The organism is Planctomycetota bacterium (genome assembly GCA_016125255.1).
Taxonomy (GTDB): domain Bacteria; phylum Planctomycetota; class Phycisphaerae; order Phycisphaerales; family Zrk34; genus RI-421.
Map to the genome: position 1 here is coordinate 22,935 of WGMD01000041.1, position 16,167 is coordinate 39,101.

The window sequence follows — 16,167 nt, forward strand, 5'->3', positions numbered from 1 at the left end:
GGCCCGATTTAATTGGTGGCGATTCATGGCCCTGTTCAAGTCCGACACATCCCGCCGGCGTGAGGTGCGTAAGAACATTCCGCGCCAAAGGCCCGCCCTGCGCGAGATGATCGGGCGCGGGCAGGTCGTCTGGGGGCTGGGCATCAGCGTCCTGTTCATCGCCGCCGCCGCCGTCATCGTGATCCAGAGCCGCGCCGAACCAGCCTATGTGCCCGGCGACCTGATCGACCGGCCGGTCGTCGCGCGGGTCAGCTTCAACTCCCTCGATCTGGCCGCCACCGCTCAGAAGCGCGACGACGCCCGCCGCACCACCCCCGATGTCTACATGCAGAACAAGGGCTTCCTCGACGAGACGCGCAAGGCCTTCGCCGCGCTGCCCGATCTGGTCGCCACCGCTGCGAGCGTCCGCGATGTCGAGCCCAAGCTGGTCGAGCGCTACGGTCTGAGCGACGAGATCGTCACCGAACTCAAGACGTTCCACATCGAAGGCGGATCGAGCCCGGCCTGGATGGCGATGGTCAGCAATCTCATCGAGCAGCTCAAGCGCACCGCCGTGCTGAGCAACGAAGACTACCAGATCGAAAAGGTCAACCTTCCGCCGACGATCCGCATTCAGGTGTCCGATGAGCAGTCGCCCTTGGTTTGGGAAGGCGACATGGTCAACGTGACGGACCCGAAGGATGTGACCAAGGCGGCGGAGCGGCTCGCGTCTTCGTTCCCCGCGTCGCTGCGCACGATCGTCAAGACCTACATGCTCAAAACCGCTCAGCCGACCTACACCTTCCACCCGCAGCTCACCGAAAAAGCCAAGGACGATGAGGCGGCGAAGGTACAGGACGTCAAGGTCGACTACACCGCCGGCCAGGTCCTCATCCGCGCCGGCACGACGCTTGACGACAGCGGCTACCGACTCCTTCAACAGCATCTGGCCGCCATTCCGTCACGTCAGCAGTTGCTCAAGCACCTGGGCTTGTTCGTGCTGGTGACGCTTGTGTCGATCGCACTGATCGGATACGTGATTTCGTTCAAGCCGCGCATCGTCGAGAAACCCATGCGCGGCGCCGCCCTGGCTGTATTGCTCATCGGCGTTCTCGCGTTGACCTGGGTCAGCCGCGGATTGCCGTCGCAGGTCATGACCACCGCGCCGATCGTGCCCATTCTGCTCATGGCCATCATCGTCACGATCGCCTACGACCAGCGCTTCGCCATGGGCATCACCGCGCTGCACGGCCTGCTCATCGGGCTGGCTCTGAATCTGTCCGGCGGCAACTACCTCGTCATGATGATCGGGGCGCTCGTCGCCATCGTGCAGCTTCGTCAGGTCCGCAACCGCAGCACCCTCGGGCGCGTCGGGTTCATCACCGGACTCGTCGTCGCCGCCGGCATCTGGGCCGTCGGACTCAGCGAGCGCAACATGGTCGTCGACGGACTCATCAACGACATCAGCCGCGAGTCCTTCGTCGGGTTCGTCGGCACGATGCTCGTCTCGTTCGTCGTCCTCGGCACGCTGCCGTTCATCGAGCGGGCGTTCAAGGTGACCACCGCGATGACGCTGCTGGAACTGGGCGACATGAATCACCCGCTCCTGCGCCGACTCGCACAGGCCGCCCCCGGCACGTTCAACCATTCGCTTCAGGTCGCCACGCTCGCCGAAGCTGCCGCCGAATCCGTCGGCGCCAACGGCCTGCTCTGCCGCGTCGGCGCGTACTATCATGACATCGGAAAGATCCACAAGCCGCAGTATTTTGTGGAGAATCAGGCCGGCGGGCCCTCGCGGCATGACAAGCTGTCGCCCGCCATGTCGCTGCTCATCATCGTGGGCCACGTCAAGGACGGCATCGAAATGGCCCGCGAATACGGCCTGCCCTCCGTGCTGCACCACTTCATCGAATCGCACCACGGCACGACCCTCGTCGAATACTTCTTCCACGCCGCCCGCAAACAGAAAAGCGAAGGCGAGCAGCCCGACGAAGTCGAGTTCCGCTACCCCGGCCCCAAGCCCCGTACGCGCGAGGCCGCCATCCTTATGATCTGCGACTGCGTCGAAAGCGCCTGCCGCGCCATGTCCGAACCGACGGCCGTGCGCATCGAGCAGCTTGTGTCCAAGCTCGTGAGCAAGCGTCTGCTCGACGGGCAGTTCGATCAGTGCGACATCACGCTCGCCGAGCTTCGCCTCATCGAGCAGTCCGTGACCAAGAGTTTGTGCGCCATCTATCACGGACGCATCAGTTACCCCGCCGAGCGCGAACCAGCGCCCAAGGCCGACAAGGAACGCGCCGTCGCCGGCTGATTTGCCCATGGACTCCGACATACATCCCGAATCGCCCGCTCATTTGCCCAACCCTGGGGAACACATCGGTGAAATCGACATCGCGCTCGACGTCGACGACGTCCATCCGCCCGACACGGCGTTCCTCGAAGCGATGATCCGCTGCGCGGCGACGATCCTCGGCGTCCGCGAAATCGACCTCGGCGTCGTCATCGTCGACGACGACGCCATGGCGCAGATGCACGTCGACTATCTCGACGTCGAAGGCACGACCGATGTGATCACCTTCGACTTGAGCGACGAGACGGACGATCATGCGGATGCGTGCGTCGAGGGCGAACTGTATCTGTGCCTCGACGAAGCCCGCCGGCGCGCCGCGGCGATGGACCATCCCGTCGATCACGAATTGCTCCTCTATGCGATTCACGGACTGCTGCACCTGCTTGGTTACGATGACCACGACCCCGCCGATCATGCGAAGATGCACGCCCGCGAGGACGAAGTGCTTACCGCGCTGGGCATTGGCGCCGTGTTCGCCCGCCGGGAAGGGGGCGATGCGTCATGACCCTCGCGCATTGGATTGCCTTCGTCTCGGTCGTGATGAGCTGCTTCTATACCGCGAATAATTACGCGCTGCTGGACTTCTCGCGCTCGCGCCTGGCGGCGCTCCTCAAGGCCAGGGGCCGCGAGGCGTGGGTCGATCATCTGGACGAGTTTCACGATGGGATGATCCTCATCACCGCGCTGATGCGCACGATGGCCAATGTGGCGATTCTGCTGGCGATGATCGCGTGGATCACCCCGCCGCAGGAACAGCACACGTGGACGGACCTGGGCGCGGCGGTGGTGGTGGCGGCGGTGCTGATGATGGTGTTCGGCGTGGCGGTGCCGCTGTCGTGGAGCCGGCACGCCGCTGAGCCGCTGCTGGCGTTTTCCCTGCCGATTCTGCATGTGACCTACGTCCTGCTGCGACCGCTCATGGCCGTGTTGCACGCGTTCGACCCGCTGGTTCGCCGCCTGCTGGGCGTGCCCGCCAATCTCGATGACGACGCCACCGAAGCCGAGCAGGAAATCCTCGACGCGGTGAGCGAAGGCGAGAAGTCCGGCCTCGTCGACGAAGAGCAGAAGGAAATGATCGAAGCCGTCGTGGAGTTCCCGACGACGACCGTCGAGCAGATCATGACCCCGCGCATCGCCATCGAAGGCGTCAGCGCCGACGCCACCCTCGCCGACATCAAGGCCTTCGTCTCTGAAGCCGGCCACTCCCGCGTGCCGGTGTACGAAGGCGACCTCGATCACATCGTCGGCATCCTGTATGTCAAGGACCTGATCCCGCTCTTGGGCGCCGCCACCGCCGAGTCGTTCAACCTCCGCAAAATGCTGCGCGAAGCCGTGTTCGTCCCCGAGTCCAAACCGCTGCGCGATCTGCTGGGCCAGTTCAAGGCGTCGAAAGTGCATCTGGCGATGGTGCTCGACGAATACGGCGGAACCGCCGGGCTCGTCACCATCGAAGACGTCATCGAGGAAATCGTCGGCGAAATCCACGATGAGCACGAACCCGTCGACGAGGAAATGCCCGCCATCGAACGCGTCGACCCGACCGTCTTCGAAGTTGACGGCCGCGTCCGCATCGACGATGTCAACGATGAACTGCAAGTGAGCATCCCCGAAGACGAAGACTACGACACCATCGGCGGTTTCGTCTTCGCCACCCTCGGCCGCATCCCCGACATGGGCGAGTCCTTCGACTACGACAACCTGCGCATCACCATCAGTGAGGCCGAGAAAACGCGCGTCGCGAAGGTGAAGATCGAAGTCCTCGACCGCACCGAACAGCCGTCGGAAGCGACGGAGTGATTTCGAAAAGTCAGTGACCTGCAAGGCGAATCTGTGGCACAGCCGCCCTCGGCTGTGCTACCGCGTCGATGCGGACGAAGTTCCGAAGATGGAGCGCTTTCGATCTTGTGCCATTCCCTGTAAAATCCGCCGCTCGATGAGCATTCGACTTTACAACACGTATTCGCACGGGATCGAGGAGTTTAAGCCGCTGACGCCGCGGGTGGTGAGGATGTACCACTGTGGGCCGACGGTGTATGACTACGCGCACATCGGCAACTTCCGCGCGTTCGTGCTGGCCGATCTGCTTCGGCGGTTTTTCGAGTTCAGCGGGTACGAAGTCCATCAGGTGATGAACATCACCGACGTGGGCCACATGACCGAGGACACGCTCGCCGACGGCGGCGGGCTCGACAAGATGGAGTTGGCGGCCCAGCGCCTCAAGGCGGCGAAAAAGCAGGGCGTCGCGCAGGTCGAGAACCCCGATGACCCATACCAGGTGGCCAAGTTCTTCACCGATGCGTTTCTCGAAGACGCGCGGGCGCTGCGGCTCAAGATCGCCGACGAAGAGCAGAACCACATGCCGCGCGCGACGGCGCATGTCACGCAGATGATCGCGCTCATCGAGAAGCTCATCGCCGCCGGTCACGCCTACGTCGGGGCCGATGGCGCGGTGTATTACGATGTGACGAGCTTCCCCGGCTACGGACAGCTATCGGGCAACACGGTCGAGAAGCTCAACGTCGGCGCCGGCGGGCGCATCAGTGCGAGCGATCAGGCGACGAAGCGGAATCCGAACGATTTTCTGCTGTGGAAACCCGACGCGAAGCACATCATGAAATGGCCCAGCCCGTGGGGCGAGGGGTATCCGGGGTGGCACATCGAATGTTCGGCGATGGCGATGAGCGTGCATGGCGTGCCGACGCTCGACATCCACACCGGCGGCGAGGACAACATTTTTCCGCATCACGAATGCGAGATCGCCCAGTCCACCGGCGCGACGGGCGAGCCGTTCGCGCGGTACTGGATGCACACGCGCTTCCTGCTCGTCGAAGGCGAGAAGATGTCCAAGAGCAAGGGCAACTTCTTCACCGCCCGCGACCTGTTCGCCAAAGGCGTCGATCCGGCGGCACTGCGGCTGGAACTGATGCGAACGCATTACCGGTCGAACATGAACTTCACCATGAAGGGGCTCGAAGATTCGCAGCGCATGATTGAGCGGTGGCGCAGCGCAGCGGGGAACAAGGATGCTAAGCCGCAAGCGGCAGGGGAGAGCGAAGTCGAGCGCGAGTTCATGGCGGCGCTGTCGGATGACTTGAACATTTCGGGGGCGCTGGGGGCGCTGAACAAGTGGCTCAACACGGGGCCGAGTGATGTGTCGCCGTTGGTGCGGTTGGATGCGATTCTGGGCGTGCTTGAGAGTGCTAAGTCGCAAGCGGCATCAGATGGCGCGGAGATCGACGCCAAGTGCAAGGCGATTGACGCGGCGCGGGCGGCAAAGGACTACGCGACGTCCGACCGGCTGCGCGACGAGCTGGCGGCGATGGGCATCGAAGTGCAGATCAGCAAGGACGGCACGAAGTGGCGGCGGAAGATGCAGCTTGATTGACCGGGAAAATGCGGGTTTTTGCTTGCGTCGTCGTCGGGACATGGTGACAATATCGCCATGAGAAAAGGTCAATTCATCGGCGTACTCGCGTTGCTGGTCGCTATCTTCGGCGGCGAAGCGCGGGCTTTGAACATCGTGTTCGACTACTCGTTCGACACGAACGGGTTCTTTGATGAGGCGGCACATCCGGGGCGGCGGGCGACGTTGGAGGCGGCGGCGCAGTGGTATGTGCCGTTTCTGGATGACCTTCAGCGGATCGAGCCGTCGTCGAGCGCATCGCCGAGCGATGTTGATCCGTCGGTGGGGCCGTTCGATGTCTGGGAGGCGCGGTTCGCGAATCCGGCGACGGGGGCGACGCAGGGCGTGGCGGGACTGGTGGTGCCGGAGAAGACGGTGATCGTGTATGCGGGCGGTCGGAATCTGCCGGACTCGGTGCTGGGGCGCGGCGGGTTCGGGACGGCCTTTCGCTTTCTGGTCGAGCCATGGAACACGCTGGTCACGACGCGCGGGCAGGGCGACACGCAGGGGGCCGACGCGGTGGACTTCGGGCCATGGGGCGGATCGATCGCGTTTGACAGTTTCGATGAAGAGACCAATGCGGAGCGCGTGTGGCACACCGGCCTGAGCGATCCGCTGGTCGACGAATACGACCTGCTCTCGGTGGCGATTCACGAACTGGGGCATCTGTTCGGATTCGGGTCGGCGGACTCATTCAAGGCGCTGGCCACCACCGATCACAAATTCACCGGCGATGCCGCCACGGCAGCCAACGGCGGGACCCAGCCGTCGCTGTTCACCGACAACGGACACTGGGCGGAAGGCACGATGAGCGAGGTCAACGGGATCACGCAGGAGACGGCGATGGACCCGTCGCTGAACATCGTCAACGGCGTGAGCGATCGAAAGTATCTGACCGACCTGGACTATGCGGCTTTCCGCGATCTGGGATGGCACATCTCGCTGCCCGGCGACGCCAACACCGATGGCGCGGTCGACATCTCCGATCTGGTCCTGCTGGCCCAGTCGTTCGGGCTCAGCGGCAACGTCGGCTGGCTCAACGGGGATTTCAACCATGACGGCGCGGTCGATATTTCCGATCTGGTGCTGCTGGCCAAGAGCTTCGGGCTCTCTGGCGAAGTTCAGTTCAGCACGCCCGCTGATCTATTGGCGCTATTGACCACATTGCCGACGCCGGAGCCGGGCATGGGCATGATCGGTCTGATGGTGTTCAATGCGGCGCTGATGCGGCGGCGTCGAATCACTTGCCGAGGAAGTTCTCGATCTGCTGACGCTTGAGCTTTTCCTGCACCTGCTGAATCGAATCATTGAGCCCGTCGGCCTTGACGCCCGGCGGGAGCTTGGCCTTGATCTCATTAAGCTTGTCGAGCGCGAGCTGGTACTTGCCCGCCGCGTCGAGAGCGACGGCGTCGTTCATCATGGCGTTGAGCTCGGCGATCTGCTGCGGTGTGGCGTCGACGCTGGTGTTGCCGTCGGACGCGATGCCGAAAAAGGTGATCGGCTTGTCGGGCTTCGCAATTGGTGCGGGCTTGGGCGTCGACACGGGCGCTGGCGTCGGCGTAGGATCGGGCGCGACCGGCGTGGTGTCGGTGATCTCGACGGGCTTGGGTTTGGGTTTGTGCTTGGGTTTGTCGTCGGGCGGCGTTGTCGTCGAGGCGGTGGTGCTGCCGGCGGGGGTCTTGGTGGTCGCAGCGGGGGTGGTGGTGCTGCTGGACGAGCCGGGTGTGGTGGAGGGGGCAGGGGTGGGGCGGGGGGCGTTGGTGTCGGGCTCGTTCTGGTGCAGGAGAACCCAGCCGGCGAAGACGATGATGAGCACGACATTCATGCCGACCAGCGCCCAGATCATGCTGTTGCCCGATCGTTCGGCCTGTTCGTAACCGCCGGCGTCATTGATCGCATCGGGCGTCGAGCGGCCGGTCATCCAGTCCATCGCATCGGCGCTCGAAGCGGACGCGCCGGCGGCCGGTGCGGCGGCGGCGGGCTGGGAGGAGCCGAAGTCGCGCGAGAGGAGCGGGGGCAGCGACGAACCGGACGAAGCGGACGCCGGGGCGACGGCGGTCGAGGTCGTGGCGATGACCCGGGCGCGTGCGGGGGCGGCGTGGGTGGACACATCGGGACCGCCGCTGGGGGCCATGAACATGCTCGGCCGTTCGACCGGCTTGGCGGGGGCGGGCGTCGCAGCCGCGGCGAGTGCGGCTTGTTCCGCGGCGCGGGCCTTTTCGACTTCGATGAACACGCCCGGGTCCTCGGGGTCGATGCCGAGTTTCTGCCGATCATTGGGCATCGGAAAATGCGAGTGACAATTGGGGCATGACTTGACGTTTTGCCCGTCGAAGCGTTCGCCGCAGTTATGACAGAATCCAAGGAGATTGGCGATGCCGGGGACGTTGCGTGCGACGGACCAGAATTGTTTAGTCGTTGGGCCGCGGAGGATGGTGTTGGGCGTGACCTTGCCGCGCTGGATCTGCTTGACGAGGACTTCGTAGGTGCAGCCGGGTCGGAAGGGGTTGTCCGAGTCGCGGATGAACCAGGGACCCATGTGCTGCTGCGTCACCTTGCGGGACAGCGGATCAAAGAATCCGCCGCAGCCGGTGCATCGTTCGGCCGGGCCGGGGTTCACGTGACCGCAATACGGACAGAGAATGATTTTACGTTCGTTGGACAAGCGTTCGCTCTCCATGCCCCGGAATGGGTCGGCGGCGTTGCGTCAGTTTACATTGACATCGGCCGTGTGCAATTCTAGGTTGATGCCATGCGAACCCTTTCCCTGATGCTATTGGTGTTTCTGACGGCCTGTGCCGCCCCGTCCGCGACCCGCTCGGCCGGGTCATCACCCCATAATCATACAGCCGCAAAGCCCGCCGCCGGCAACGACGCCCCGACCGCCGACAGCGGGGCGATCATCGCTCTCGTCGATGGCAAGCCCGTCCGCTGGTCCGCCCTGTTGCCCATGCTCGTCGAGTCGGCCGGCGGGTCGGCGCTGGGCGAATGGGTGCTGGATCGGCAGATCGAACGGGCGCTGGCCGAGCAGCATGTGACCCTCACGCAGGCCGACCTGGACCGCGAAAAGCAGTACCTCGCCGAGCAGCTTTCGCCCGACGCCAACGAGGCGATCCGCCTGCTCAATCAACTGCGCGACGACCGCGGGCTGGGCCCGGTGCGCTTCAACCTGCTGCTTAAGCGCAACGCCGGGCTGCGACGGCTGGTGCAGCCGGACGTGTCGGTCAACGAAGCCATGATCGGGCAGGCCTACGAGCAGCAGTACGGCGTCAAGACGGTGGCGCGGCTGATTCTCGTGCCATCGCTGACCGAAGCCGGGGCTTTGCTCAATCGCCTCCACGCCGGCGAATCGTTCATCGATCTGGCCATCGACGTCAGCAAGGACGCCAGCCGGGCGCAGGGCGGGCTCCTCCCGCCGATCTCCGCTCAGGACGCCACGTTCCCCAAGGGCATTCGCGATGTCGCCGTCCGCCTTGAGCCGGGTCAGGTGTCCGAGCCGATCGCTGTCGAAGGCGGATTTGCCATCCTGAAGTGCGAGCGTAAGATCAGTGCTCAAGCCGTGCCGCTGGCGCAGGTGCATGACGATCTGGCCCGGCAGCTTCGGCTCAGCGTGGAACGCTCGCTGATGCAGAGAAAAGCCCGCGTGCTGCTGGAGCAGGCGCAGGTCACCGTACTCGACGCCGAAATGGACCGGGCGTGGAAACAGCAGAAAAAAGAGATGGTCGGTCAAGAGAAATGACCAATGACCAAGCCCCAGGGAAATGACCAATGACCAAATCCCAATGACCCATGGAGGAACGGCCTGCGGCCTCCCCCCATTGCGGTATTTAAGGATTCGGACATTCCCTTGGTCATTGTTCATTTCCCTATAATTGCCTGTTTGCTGACAAACGCGCGATTCGTCCGATTGGAAACACTATGGATATCCAACTCAGCCACCGCATGGATCGTCTGCCCGCCTACCTGCTGGGCAAGATCAAGAAGATGACGTACGAACGTCGCCGGCTTGGTCATGACGTGATCGATCTGAACATGGGCAACCCCAGCGATCCGACGCCCCCGGCGATCGTCGAGAAGCTGCGCGAGGCCGTCACCGACCCCCGCAATCAGCGCTACAGCGCTTCCGCCGGCATCTACAACCTCCGCCGCGAAGTCGCCCGCAAGTACAAGCGGCTCTACGACGTGGACCTCGATCCGAACGGCGAAGTCATCGCCACCATCGGCTCCAAAGAGGGCTTCTCGCACCTGTGCCTGGCGCTGCTGGGCCCCGGCGACACGGCGATCGTCACCAAGCCGGCCTTCGCCATTCATACCTACGCCGTCGTCCTCGCCGGCGCGAACGTCATCGGCGTCGAACTCGGCAATGACGCCGCCTTCCTCGAACGCGTCGAGAACGTCATCACCCACATGGAGCCCAAGCCCAAGGTGATGATCCTCAACTTCCCGAATAACCCGACGACGATGTGCGTCGATCTGGCGTTCTGGGATGAAGTCGTGGCGATGGGCAAGCGGCACAACATCATGGTCATCTCCGACTTCGCCTACGGCGAGACCTGCTTCGACGGATACAAAGCCCCGTCGTTCATGCAGGCCAAGGGCGCCAAGGACGTCGGCGTCGAGTTCACCACGATGAGTAAGTCCTACAACATGGCCGGCTGGCGCATCGGGTATTGCGTGGGCAATGCCAAAATGATCGACGCGCTGGCCACGATCAAGGGCTACTACGACTACGGCATCTTCCAGGCGATCCAGATCGCTTCGATCATCGCCATGCGCGAGCATGACGAAACGGTCATTGAGCAGGCGAAGATTTACGAGGGCCGGCGCGATGCGCTGGTGCGCTGTGTGCGCAAACTCGGCTGGGACGTCGAGCCGCCCAAGGCGACGATGTTCGTCTGGGCCAAAGTGCCGACCGAACATCTGGGCCCCTACGGCGGCAGCACGGTCGATTTCTGCCTCGACATGATCGAGAAGGCCGACGTGGCCATGTGCCCCGGCGGCGCGTTCGGCAACGAAGGCGAGGGCTATGTCCGTATCGCCATGGTCGAAAACGAACACCGCATCCGCCAGGCCTTCCGCAACCTCGAACGCGTCCTCAACAAACCCGCAACCTCCGCGGCTTCGTGAACTGTTTTTCGATCAGTTCGTATCCGCATCCGGCGTCGTATCGGGCGCGGGGGCGGTCGTCGGGCCGCCCGGCGCGCCGGGCTGGTCAAAGTCGATGAATGCGCCATTCGTGAACCGGGCTTTGACGTAGATCGTCACATCATGATCCCTGTGCACATTCACGCGACCGCCGATGGCGGCGCCGGCTTCGTTGTACGTGAACGTCACCAGATAAATGTCCTTGTTGAGTTCGATCGGCTCGCTCTTGAGCGCCTCGATGTACGGCGGCATGCCGATCTGAAGCGCCGGGGCCTTGGCGCGCCGGCTCTCTAGCGAACCGACGCGCACGAACTGCTCGGCATTGATCTCCGTCGGCAGCTTGATGACGATGTCGCCTTCGCTCTCCGTGCCGAGGTTCGCCAGCAGCTTCGTCAGCTCCGGCTTGGCCGCGCCGCGGGTCCATCGCTCGGTCCAGACATAAGCCGTGTACTGCGTCGAGGGCACACGGTAGTGGAACTTCCACATCCACAGCCGCTCGATGTCCACCAGGTCCTGCCCGTCGACGGGCACGCGTTCGACCATCGGCGACTTGTCCGGTTCGGGCGGCTTGGCCGGGGCCGGCGGGGGCAACTCCGCGATGCGCTTGGCCACCGCCTGATCAACCACCGCCTTGATCTGGCTCACATCGAGTTGAAGCGGCGCGGTTTCGTCGGTCGCCGTCGTCGTCGCCGCCGGATGCGAGCTGATCCCGTTGATCACCGCGAACACCACCACCGCCAACGTCAACGCCATGATAATCGCAAGCACTTGTGCCTTGGACATGGGCCCCACCTTTCGTACATCACTCTACAGCCGAATCTTGCGTCAGACAATCGGAAGCTCACAGCGGTCAGGCGTCAGGTTTCAGCAGATGCTGACTGTTGACACCTGACCGCTGATACCTCTCTCACGCCACCCCGACCTGCGAGACGGCGGCGAGCACCGCTTCATGAAGATGCCCGTTGCTGACGATGACGCCACGGTTGGTCGCCAGTTCGCGCCCGTGGGTGAAGTCCAGCGGGGCGCCGGCGACGTCCGTCACTTTTCCGCCCGCCTCGGTGACGACCAGCGCGCCGGCGGCATGGTCCCAGATCTTCTCGCGGTAGTCCGCCCGCGTCGGCAGACGCAGATACACATCCGCCACCCCCTGCGCCACCGCGGCGTACTTGGCTTGACTGTCCATCCGCACCGGGCCTTCGGTGATCGAAAGAAGCTCTGCGATCCGAGCGGCGTCGTCGTGCGAACTGTGCCCCGACTCGACCGATTCGCAGAAGCGCGCCCGAGCCGCGTGCATCGTCGGCGTGACATGGATCGGCGTCCGCGCGGCATCGGGCGCCAGCGACTGCGCCCAGGCGCCCTGACCGCGAATCGCTGTGAGAATCTGTCCGCCCTTGAGGTTCGGGCACGCCAGCGCCGCCACCGTGATCTTCCCATCGACGATCAGCGCCAGCGCCACCGCGTACTGCTCACGCCGCAGAAAACCCTTCGTCCCGTCGATCGGATCCAGCGTCCAGAAGCGGCTCGCGTAGTCGTTGGCCCCGCCGTAGTCGATCCACGCGCAGGCGTCGTCGGCCGTCGCGCCGGGGCGGGCGGCCCCGACGTGCTGCGTCACCTTCCTGAGCAACTCCGCATTGCCCGGCTGGCGGAGTTCATCGGCGTTTTCCTCGGCGATGATGGGGTCGTTCGGGAAGGCGGCATGGATTGCTCGGCAGACCAGCGCCTGCGAGCCGAAGTCGGCGACGGTGACGGGGCTCTTGTCCTTTTTGCTCAGCACGTCGGGCGTGATCTGTGCAGCGACCGCCTCGCAGAGCCGCGCCGCTTCGCTTACCGCCGCCGTCGCGGCCGCCAGTTCCGGTTGGTAGTTGTGACTCATGGCGCTGAGAATACTGGACGGGGGCGATTTTGAACAGCGGCGGGGCGGCTAGCCGATAACATCAGGAACGTGTCCACACCCTGGCATGTCATTCTGCACGACGGCGGGCCCGCGAGTCTCGTCGCCCTCGCCTCGCACGCGGAGCATCCGCGGCTGCTGGCGGTGTACATTCACGACGGCCGGGCCAACGATGCGCGGGCGCACGCCTGTTTCACCCAGCAGTGCGAACACTACAACATCGCGCGGAAGCTGGAGCTGACGCTGGGGCATTTGTCGGCTTCGAACGATCCGAACTCGATCGAGCCGGGCGTCGGGCCGCGCGTCCCGCTGGCGGACATGCAGGAGTTGCTCGCCGCCTGCGGGCTGGCGCTTCAGCTTCACGCCGAACGCCTCCTCTGGCCCATTCAGGCGCAGGTGGACTTTGACTGGATCGCGCGCGTGACGGAGACGGTGCAGCTCGTGCAGCAGATGGTGCGGATCGAGCGCGATGCGGACCTCGTGATCGAGACGCCGCTGCTTGAAATGACGGACAAGCAGCTTGTGGAGATCGGTCATCAGATGGATGTGCCGTGGCAGATGGCGCGAAGCTGCGAGGGCAAGGCCGCCACGCCGTGCGGGCACTGCGCCGGGTGCAACAAGCGTCACGCCGCCTTCACCGAAGCGGCGATCGAAGACCCGCTCCAGCTCGCCTCGGCGTAAAGCCGGCGGCGTGCATCATGTGAAAAATCGGGTATGCTCAATGCAGGAGGTCGCCGCCATGGTGGACGTCAGGGAAATCGCGTCGCGCATCGATCACACCATCCTCAAAGCCGAGGCCACCCTCGCGCAGGTCGACAAGGTCGTCGCCGAGGCAAGGCAGCATCAGTTCGCCAGCGTGTGCATCAATCCGATCTACGTGCCGCATGTGCACCATGCCCTCAAGGGCAGCGGCGTCAAGACATGCACGGTCATCGGCTTCCCCCTCGGCGCCAACACGGCGGGAATCAAGGCCGCCGAGGCCGCCGCGGCGATCGAGCACGGGGCCGACGAAATCGACATCGTGGCGTACCTGCCGAATCTGCTCAACAACGACGCCGCCGCGGCGCGGGCCGAGCTGGAGGAAATCGTCTACGCCGCCCGCCAGGCGCGGCAGGATGTGATCATCAAGGTCATCGTCGAGTCGTCGCTCCTGATGGACGGCATCAGCGACAATCTCGCCGAACAGCGCATCGAGACGGCCTGCAAGGCGGTGCGCGAAGCGGGCTGCGATTTCATCAAGACGTCCACCGGTTTTCACGCCACCGGCGGCGCCACCGTCGCGGCGGTCACGTTCATGAAACGGCACGCCGGCGGCCTCAAGGTCAAGGCCTCCGGCGGCATCCGCAACCGCGACGACGCCGTCCGCATGATCGAACTCGGCGCCGACCGCCTCGGGTGCAGCGCCGGCGTCGCGATCGTCACCGGCGCAACGTCCAGCGCCAAGTACTGAATCACATCGCGATCACATCGTCGTCAAGGCGATAGACGATCCAATACAGAATGATGCCCATCTGCACGAGATTGGGCAGCGTCAAACCCAGCGCGGGCAAGATGCCGACGATGTACACCTGGTAGTTGAACGCCGCGGCGATGGTGAACGCCAGCCCCAGCGCGAAGATCGCCGTCAAGTCGAATCGCCCCCGATACCCGCGCCGCAACCGGGCGTACTCGGCGAAGAACTGATAGACGAGGGCGAGATAGATGACGATGCTCATGAAGCTGAATTCATCGAGGATTTCGACCGCGCCCAGCGCGTCGTAGAGTCCGTGCGCGACGACGACGCCGAAGAAAACGATCAGGAAGTCCTCCGCACGTTTCGTCGGCTCGAGGATCAGATGGCACAGCGCCAGACCGGTCAGGGCGGTGGCGGTGATGTGGAAGAAGTTGGCGGTGACGAAGCGGAGTCCCGCCGCCGCGCCCAGCGAGCCGAAGTAATAATTGACGTTCTCCTCCATGGCGAACCCGAGTCCGACGCAGCCGGCGACGATGAGCCATTCGATCGGCTTGTTGCGCCGCACCAGCCACGGCGCCAGCGGCGCAAAGCACAAGAGCTTGCAAAGCTCCTCGCGCAGCCCGACGCTCGCCAGGAAATACATGAGCCCCTGCTTCAGTTCCGTGCTCGCGGTCAGGCCCAAGACCTGCTCCTGCCACGCATCGAGGAACAGCGTGGGTATCACGCTCAAAACGCCCAGCCCCAGACCCATGCAGCACAGGGCGAAACGCACGCTCAAAAAGCTCCGCACTTCCCCGGCCGTCAGCAGGTACGCGAACCAGAACAGCCCCGAAAACACCGCCAAACCCACCGTCAGCGGCTCGTAGCTTTCGACCATGGTGCCGACGATGTACCGCACCACGTTCAGCCATTCCTGCCGATGCGAAGCGACCTCAAGGCGGATCAGCGAATCGACGCAGTCCGCATACGCCGGATCGTCGGCCAGGCGCGACACGTCGTCGATCCGATCCGTGCGGAGGTACAGGGCCATCGCCCGCCTCCGTGCCGCCGTCGCGTCCTTGAATCGACCCTCCGCCTCGTACTGTTCCGCCGCCGTACCGAGTTTCATGCGATGCGTGTAGAACACCGCCGCCGCGAAATGCGCATCCCGCACCGCCGGGTCCGCATGCATCAAACCCGACAATTCCGCCTGCGGCTCCACGCCCGGCGTGCTCACGCTCCCGTACAACGCCTCCGCGATCGCCTTCTGCTCGTCACTGAACCGCGAACCCGCCAAATCCGCATGCACCGCCGCCGCATCCATCGGCGGCAACATCGACGGATCGCCCAGTAGGTCCAGCACATCCTCGAACGCCAACTTCGCATTCGCCAGATACACCGACAGCGGCTTGAGCCCCAGCGGACCCTCCCCCTCCGGCCCCTCCCCGGTCGGCCCCTCCGGCAACGCGGGATTAAACTGCGTCCAGTTCAAATCCTCCATCATGTCCCCGGCCTTCGGCGGGTGGACACGCTGTATCACGATCGCCGCCAGCGCCCCGGCCGCAAGCACCGCCACGATCAACTGAGCCAGCACGCGCCGATTGCGCGAGCGGTATCCGATGTAATCGAACCAGTGACGCATGAGCGCCATCCTACTCGCCATCCCCCGCCCCGAACAACGCCGCGCACCGGCGCGGCCACATCCCCGAATTTCGACGCGCCGATGCCCCCCCTCGTCCGTGTCATAACATCGTACCTTTTCAGATGTTTCGCCCTATCCGAAGCGCGCGCGGGCGCGCTCATGCGCGCGCCCGCGGCAAGCATGACGCGCTCGTGCGCCCTGTTTGCAGGACTTACATCAACGCATGCGCACACCCGCGTCCGATTTGCCATCCCCGTGCGCGTTTTGCGACACCCCCATGCGATTCCCGCCGAAAAACCCGCCGCGCCATCCCGCTTTCGCGTCA

General features: G+C 64.2%; 13 protein-coding genes. 9 read left to right on the top strand and 4 right to left on the bottom strand.

The window, feature by feature from the left end:
- Window positions 1-25 precede the first annotated feature (25 nt).
- Genes GC162_21040 through GC162_21060 form a run of 5 tightly spaced genes read left to right on the top strand, consistent with a single transcriptional unit; the run spans window position 26 to window position 7,010 of the window.
- Window positions 26-2,290, top strand: a complete 2,265-nt coding sequence (locus tag GC162_21040) for an HDIG domain-containing protein (GenBank protein ID MBI1371124.1) — start codon at window positions 26-28, stop codon at window positions 2,288-2,290.
- A 7-nt stretch (window positions 2,291-2,297) separates the two neighbouring features.
- The gene (gene ybeY / locus GC162_21045) at window positions 2,298-2,834 is read left to right on the top strand and encodes an rRNA maturation RNase YbeY (GenBank protein ID MBI1371125.1); all 537 of its coding nucleotides are present in this window, start codon (window positions 2,298-2,300) and stop codon (window positions 2,832-2,834) included.
- Window positions 2,831-4,126 (top strand): DUF21 domain-containing protein, encoded by a 1,296-nt coding sequence (locus GC162_21050; protein ID MBI1371126.1) that lies wholly within the window; start codon window positions 2,831-2,833, stop codon window positions 4,124-4,126. The genes ybeY and GC162_21050 overlap by 4 nt, the downstream gene beginning before the upstream one ends.
- 13 nt (window positions 4,127-4,139) lie before the next feature.
- On the top strand, window positions 4,140-5,714 hold the full coding sequence (locus GC162_21055; protein MBI1371127.1) for a cysteine--tRNA ligase: 1,575 nt from the start codon (window positions 4,140-4,142) through the stop codon (window positions 5,712-5,714).
- Window positions 5,715-5,771: 57 nt separating this feature from the next.
- Window positions 5,772-7,010, top strand: coding sequence for a hypothetical protein (locus tag GC162_21060; protein MBI1371128.1), 1,239 nt, complete (start codon window positions 5,772-5,774; stop codon window positions 7,008-7,010).
- On the opposite strand, the gene GC162_21065 is transcribed toward GC162_21060, so the two are convergent.
- Window positions 6,973-8,397, bottom strand: coding sequence for a hypothetical protein (locus GC162_21065; GenBank protein ID MBI1371129.1), 1,425 nt, complete (start codon window positions 8,395-8,397; stop codon window positions 6,973-6,975). The two genes, GC162_21060 and GC162_21065, sit on opposite strands and share 38 nt — an antisense overlap.
- 87 nt (window positions 8,398-8,484) lie before the next feature.
- Here GC162_21065 and GC162_21070 point away from each other — a divergent pair, with 87 nt between their 5' ends.
- Entirely contained in the window at window positions 8,485-9,471 is a 987-nt protein-coding gene (locus tag GC162_21070; GenBank protein ID MBI1371130.1) for a hypothetical protein, read from the top strand.
- A gap of 179 nt (window positions 9,472-9,650) precedes the next feature.
- Entirely contained in the window at window positions 9,651-10,859 is a 1,209-nt protein-coding gene (locus tag GC162_21075) for an aminotransferase class I/II-fold pyridoxal phosphate-dependent enzyme (GenBank protein ID MBI1371131.1), read from the top strand.
- Window positions 10,860-10,871: 12 nt separating this feature from the next.
- On the opposite strand, the gene GC162_21080 is transcribed toward GC162_21075, so the two are convergent.
- Together GC162_21080 and GC162_21085 are read right to left on the bottom strand one after the other, a co-directional pair.
- Window positions 10,872-11,660 carry a hypothetical protein gene (locus GC162_21080; protein ID MBI1371132.1) on the bottom strand — a complete coding sequence of 263 codons (789 nt, stop codon included), beginning with the start codon at window positions 11,658-11,660 and terminating at the stop codon, window positions 10,872-10,874.
- Window positions 11,661-11,784: 124 nt separating this feature from the next.
- On the bottom strand, window positions 11,785-12,750 hold the full coding sequence (locus tag GC162_21085) for a 3'(2'),5'-bisphosphate nucleotidase (GenBank protein MBI1371133.1): 966 nt from the start codon (window positions 12,748-12,750) through the stop codon (window positions 11,785-11,787).
- Between the two features lie 69 nt (window positions 12,751-12,819).
- Here GC162_21085 and GC162_21090 point away from each other — a divergent pair, with 69 nt between their 5' ends.
- Together GC162_21090 and deoC are read left to right on the top strand one after the other, a co-directional pair.
- Window positions 12,820-13,449: a hypothetical protein gene (locus GC162_21090; GenBank protein MBI1371134.1), complete on the top strand. Its 630-nt coding sequence runs from the start codon at window positions 12,820-12,822 to the stop codon at window positions 13,447-13,449.
- A gap of 58 nt (window positions 13,450-13,507) precedes the next feature.
- Window positions 13,508-14,218 (top strand): deoxyribose-phosphate aldolase, encoded by a 711-nt coding sequence (gene deoC, locus GC162_21095; GenBank protein MBI1371135.1) that lies wholly within the window; start codon window positions 13,508-13,510, stop codon window positions 14,216-14,218.
- Between the two features lies 1 nt (window position 14,219).
- On the opposite strand, the gene GC162_21100 is transcribed toward deoC, so the two are convergent.
- Window positions 14,220-15,863, bottom strand: coding sequence for a PrsW family intramembrane metalloprotease (locus GC162_21100; protein ID MBI1371136.1), 1,644 nt, complete (start codon window positions 15,861-15,863; stop codon window positions 14,220-14,222).
- Window positions 15,864-16,167 lie beyond the last annotated feature (304 nt).

What these genes read in the sequence shown, in the direction of transcription:
- GC162_21040 (MBI1371124.1), top strand. Translation starts at nt 26, where the DNA reads ATGGCCCTGTTCAAGTCCGACACATCCCGCCGGCGTGAGGTGCGTAAG.
- ybeY (MBI1371125.1), top strand. Translation starts at nt 2,298, where the DNA reads ATGGACTCCGACATACATCCCGAATCGCCCGCTCATTTGCCCAACCCT.
- GC162_21070 (MBI1371130.1), top strand. Translation starts at nt 8,485, where the DNA reads ATGCGAACCCTTTCCCTGATGCTATTGGTGTTTCTGACGGCCTGTGCC.
- GC162_21075 (MBI1371131.1), top strand. Translation starts at nt 9,651, where the DNA reads ATGGATATCCAACTCAGCCACCGCATGGATCGTCTGCCCGCCTACCTG.
- deoC (MBI1371135.1), top strand. Translation starts at nt 13,508, where the DNA reads ATGGTGGACGTCAGGGAAATCGCGTCGCGCATCGATCACACCATCCTC.
- GC162_21085 (MBI1371133.1), bottom strand. Translation starts at nt 12,750, where the DNA reads ATGAGTCACAACTACCAACCGGAACTGGCGGCCGCGACGGCGGCGGTA.
- GC162_21050 (MBI1371126.1), top strand. Translation starts at nt 2,831, where the DNA reads ATGACCCTCGCGCATTGGATTGCCTTCGTCTCGGTCGTGATGAGCTGC.
- GC162_21080 (MBI1371132.1), bottom strand. Translation starts at nt 11,660, where the DNA reads ATGTCCAAGGCACAAGTGCTTGCGATTATCATGGCGTTGACGTTGGCG.
- GC162_21100 (MBI1371136.1), bottom strand. Translation starts at nt 15,863, where the DNA reads ATGGCGAGTAGGATGGCGCTCATGCGTCACTGGTTCGATTACATCGGA.
- GC162_21060 (MBI1371128.1), top strand. Translation starts at nt 5,772, where the DNA reads ATGAGAAAAGGTCAATTCATCGGCGTACTCGCGTTGCTGGTCGCTATC.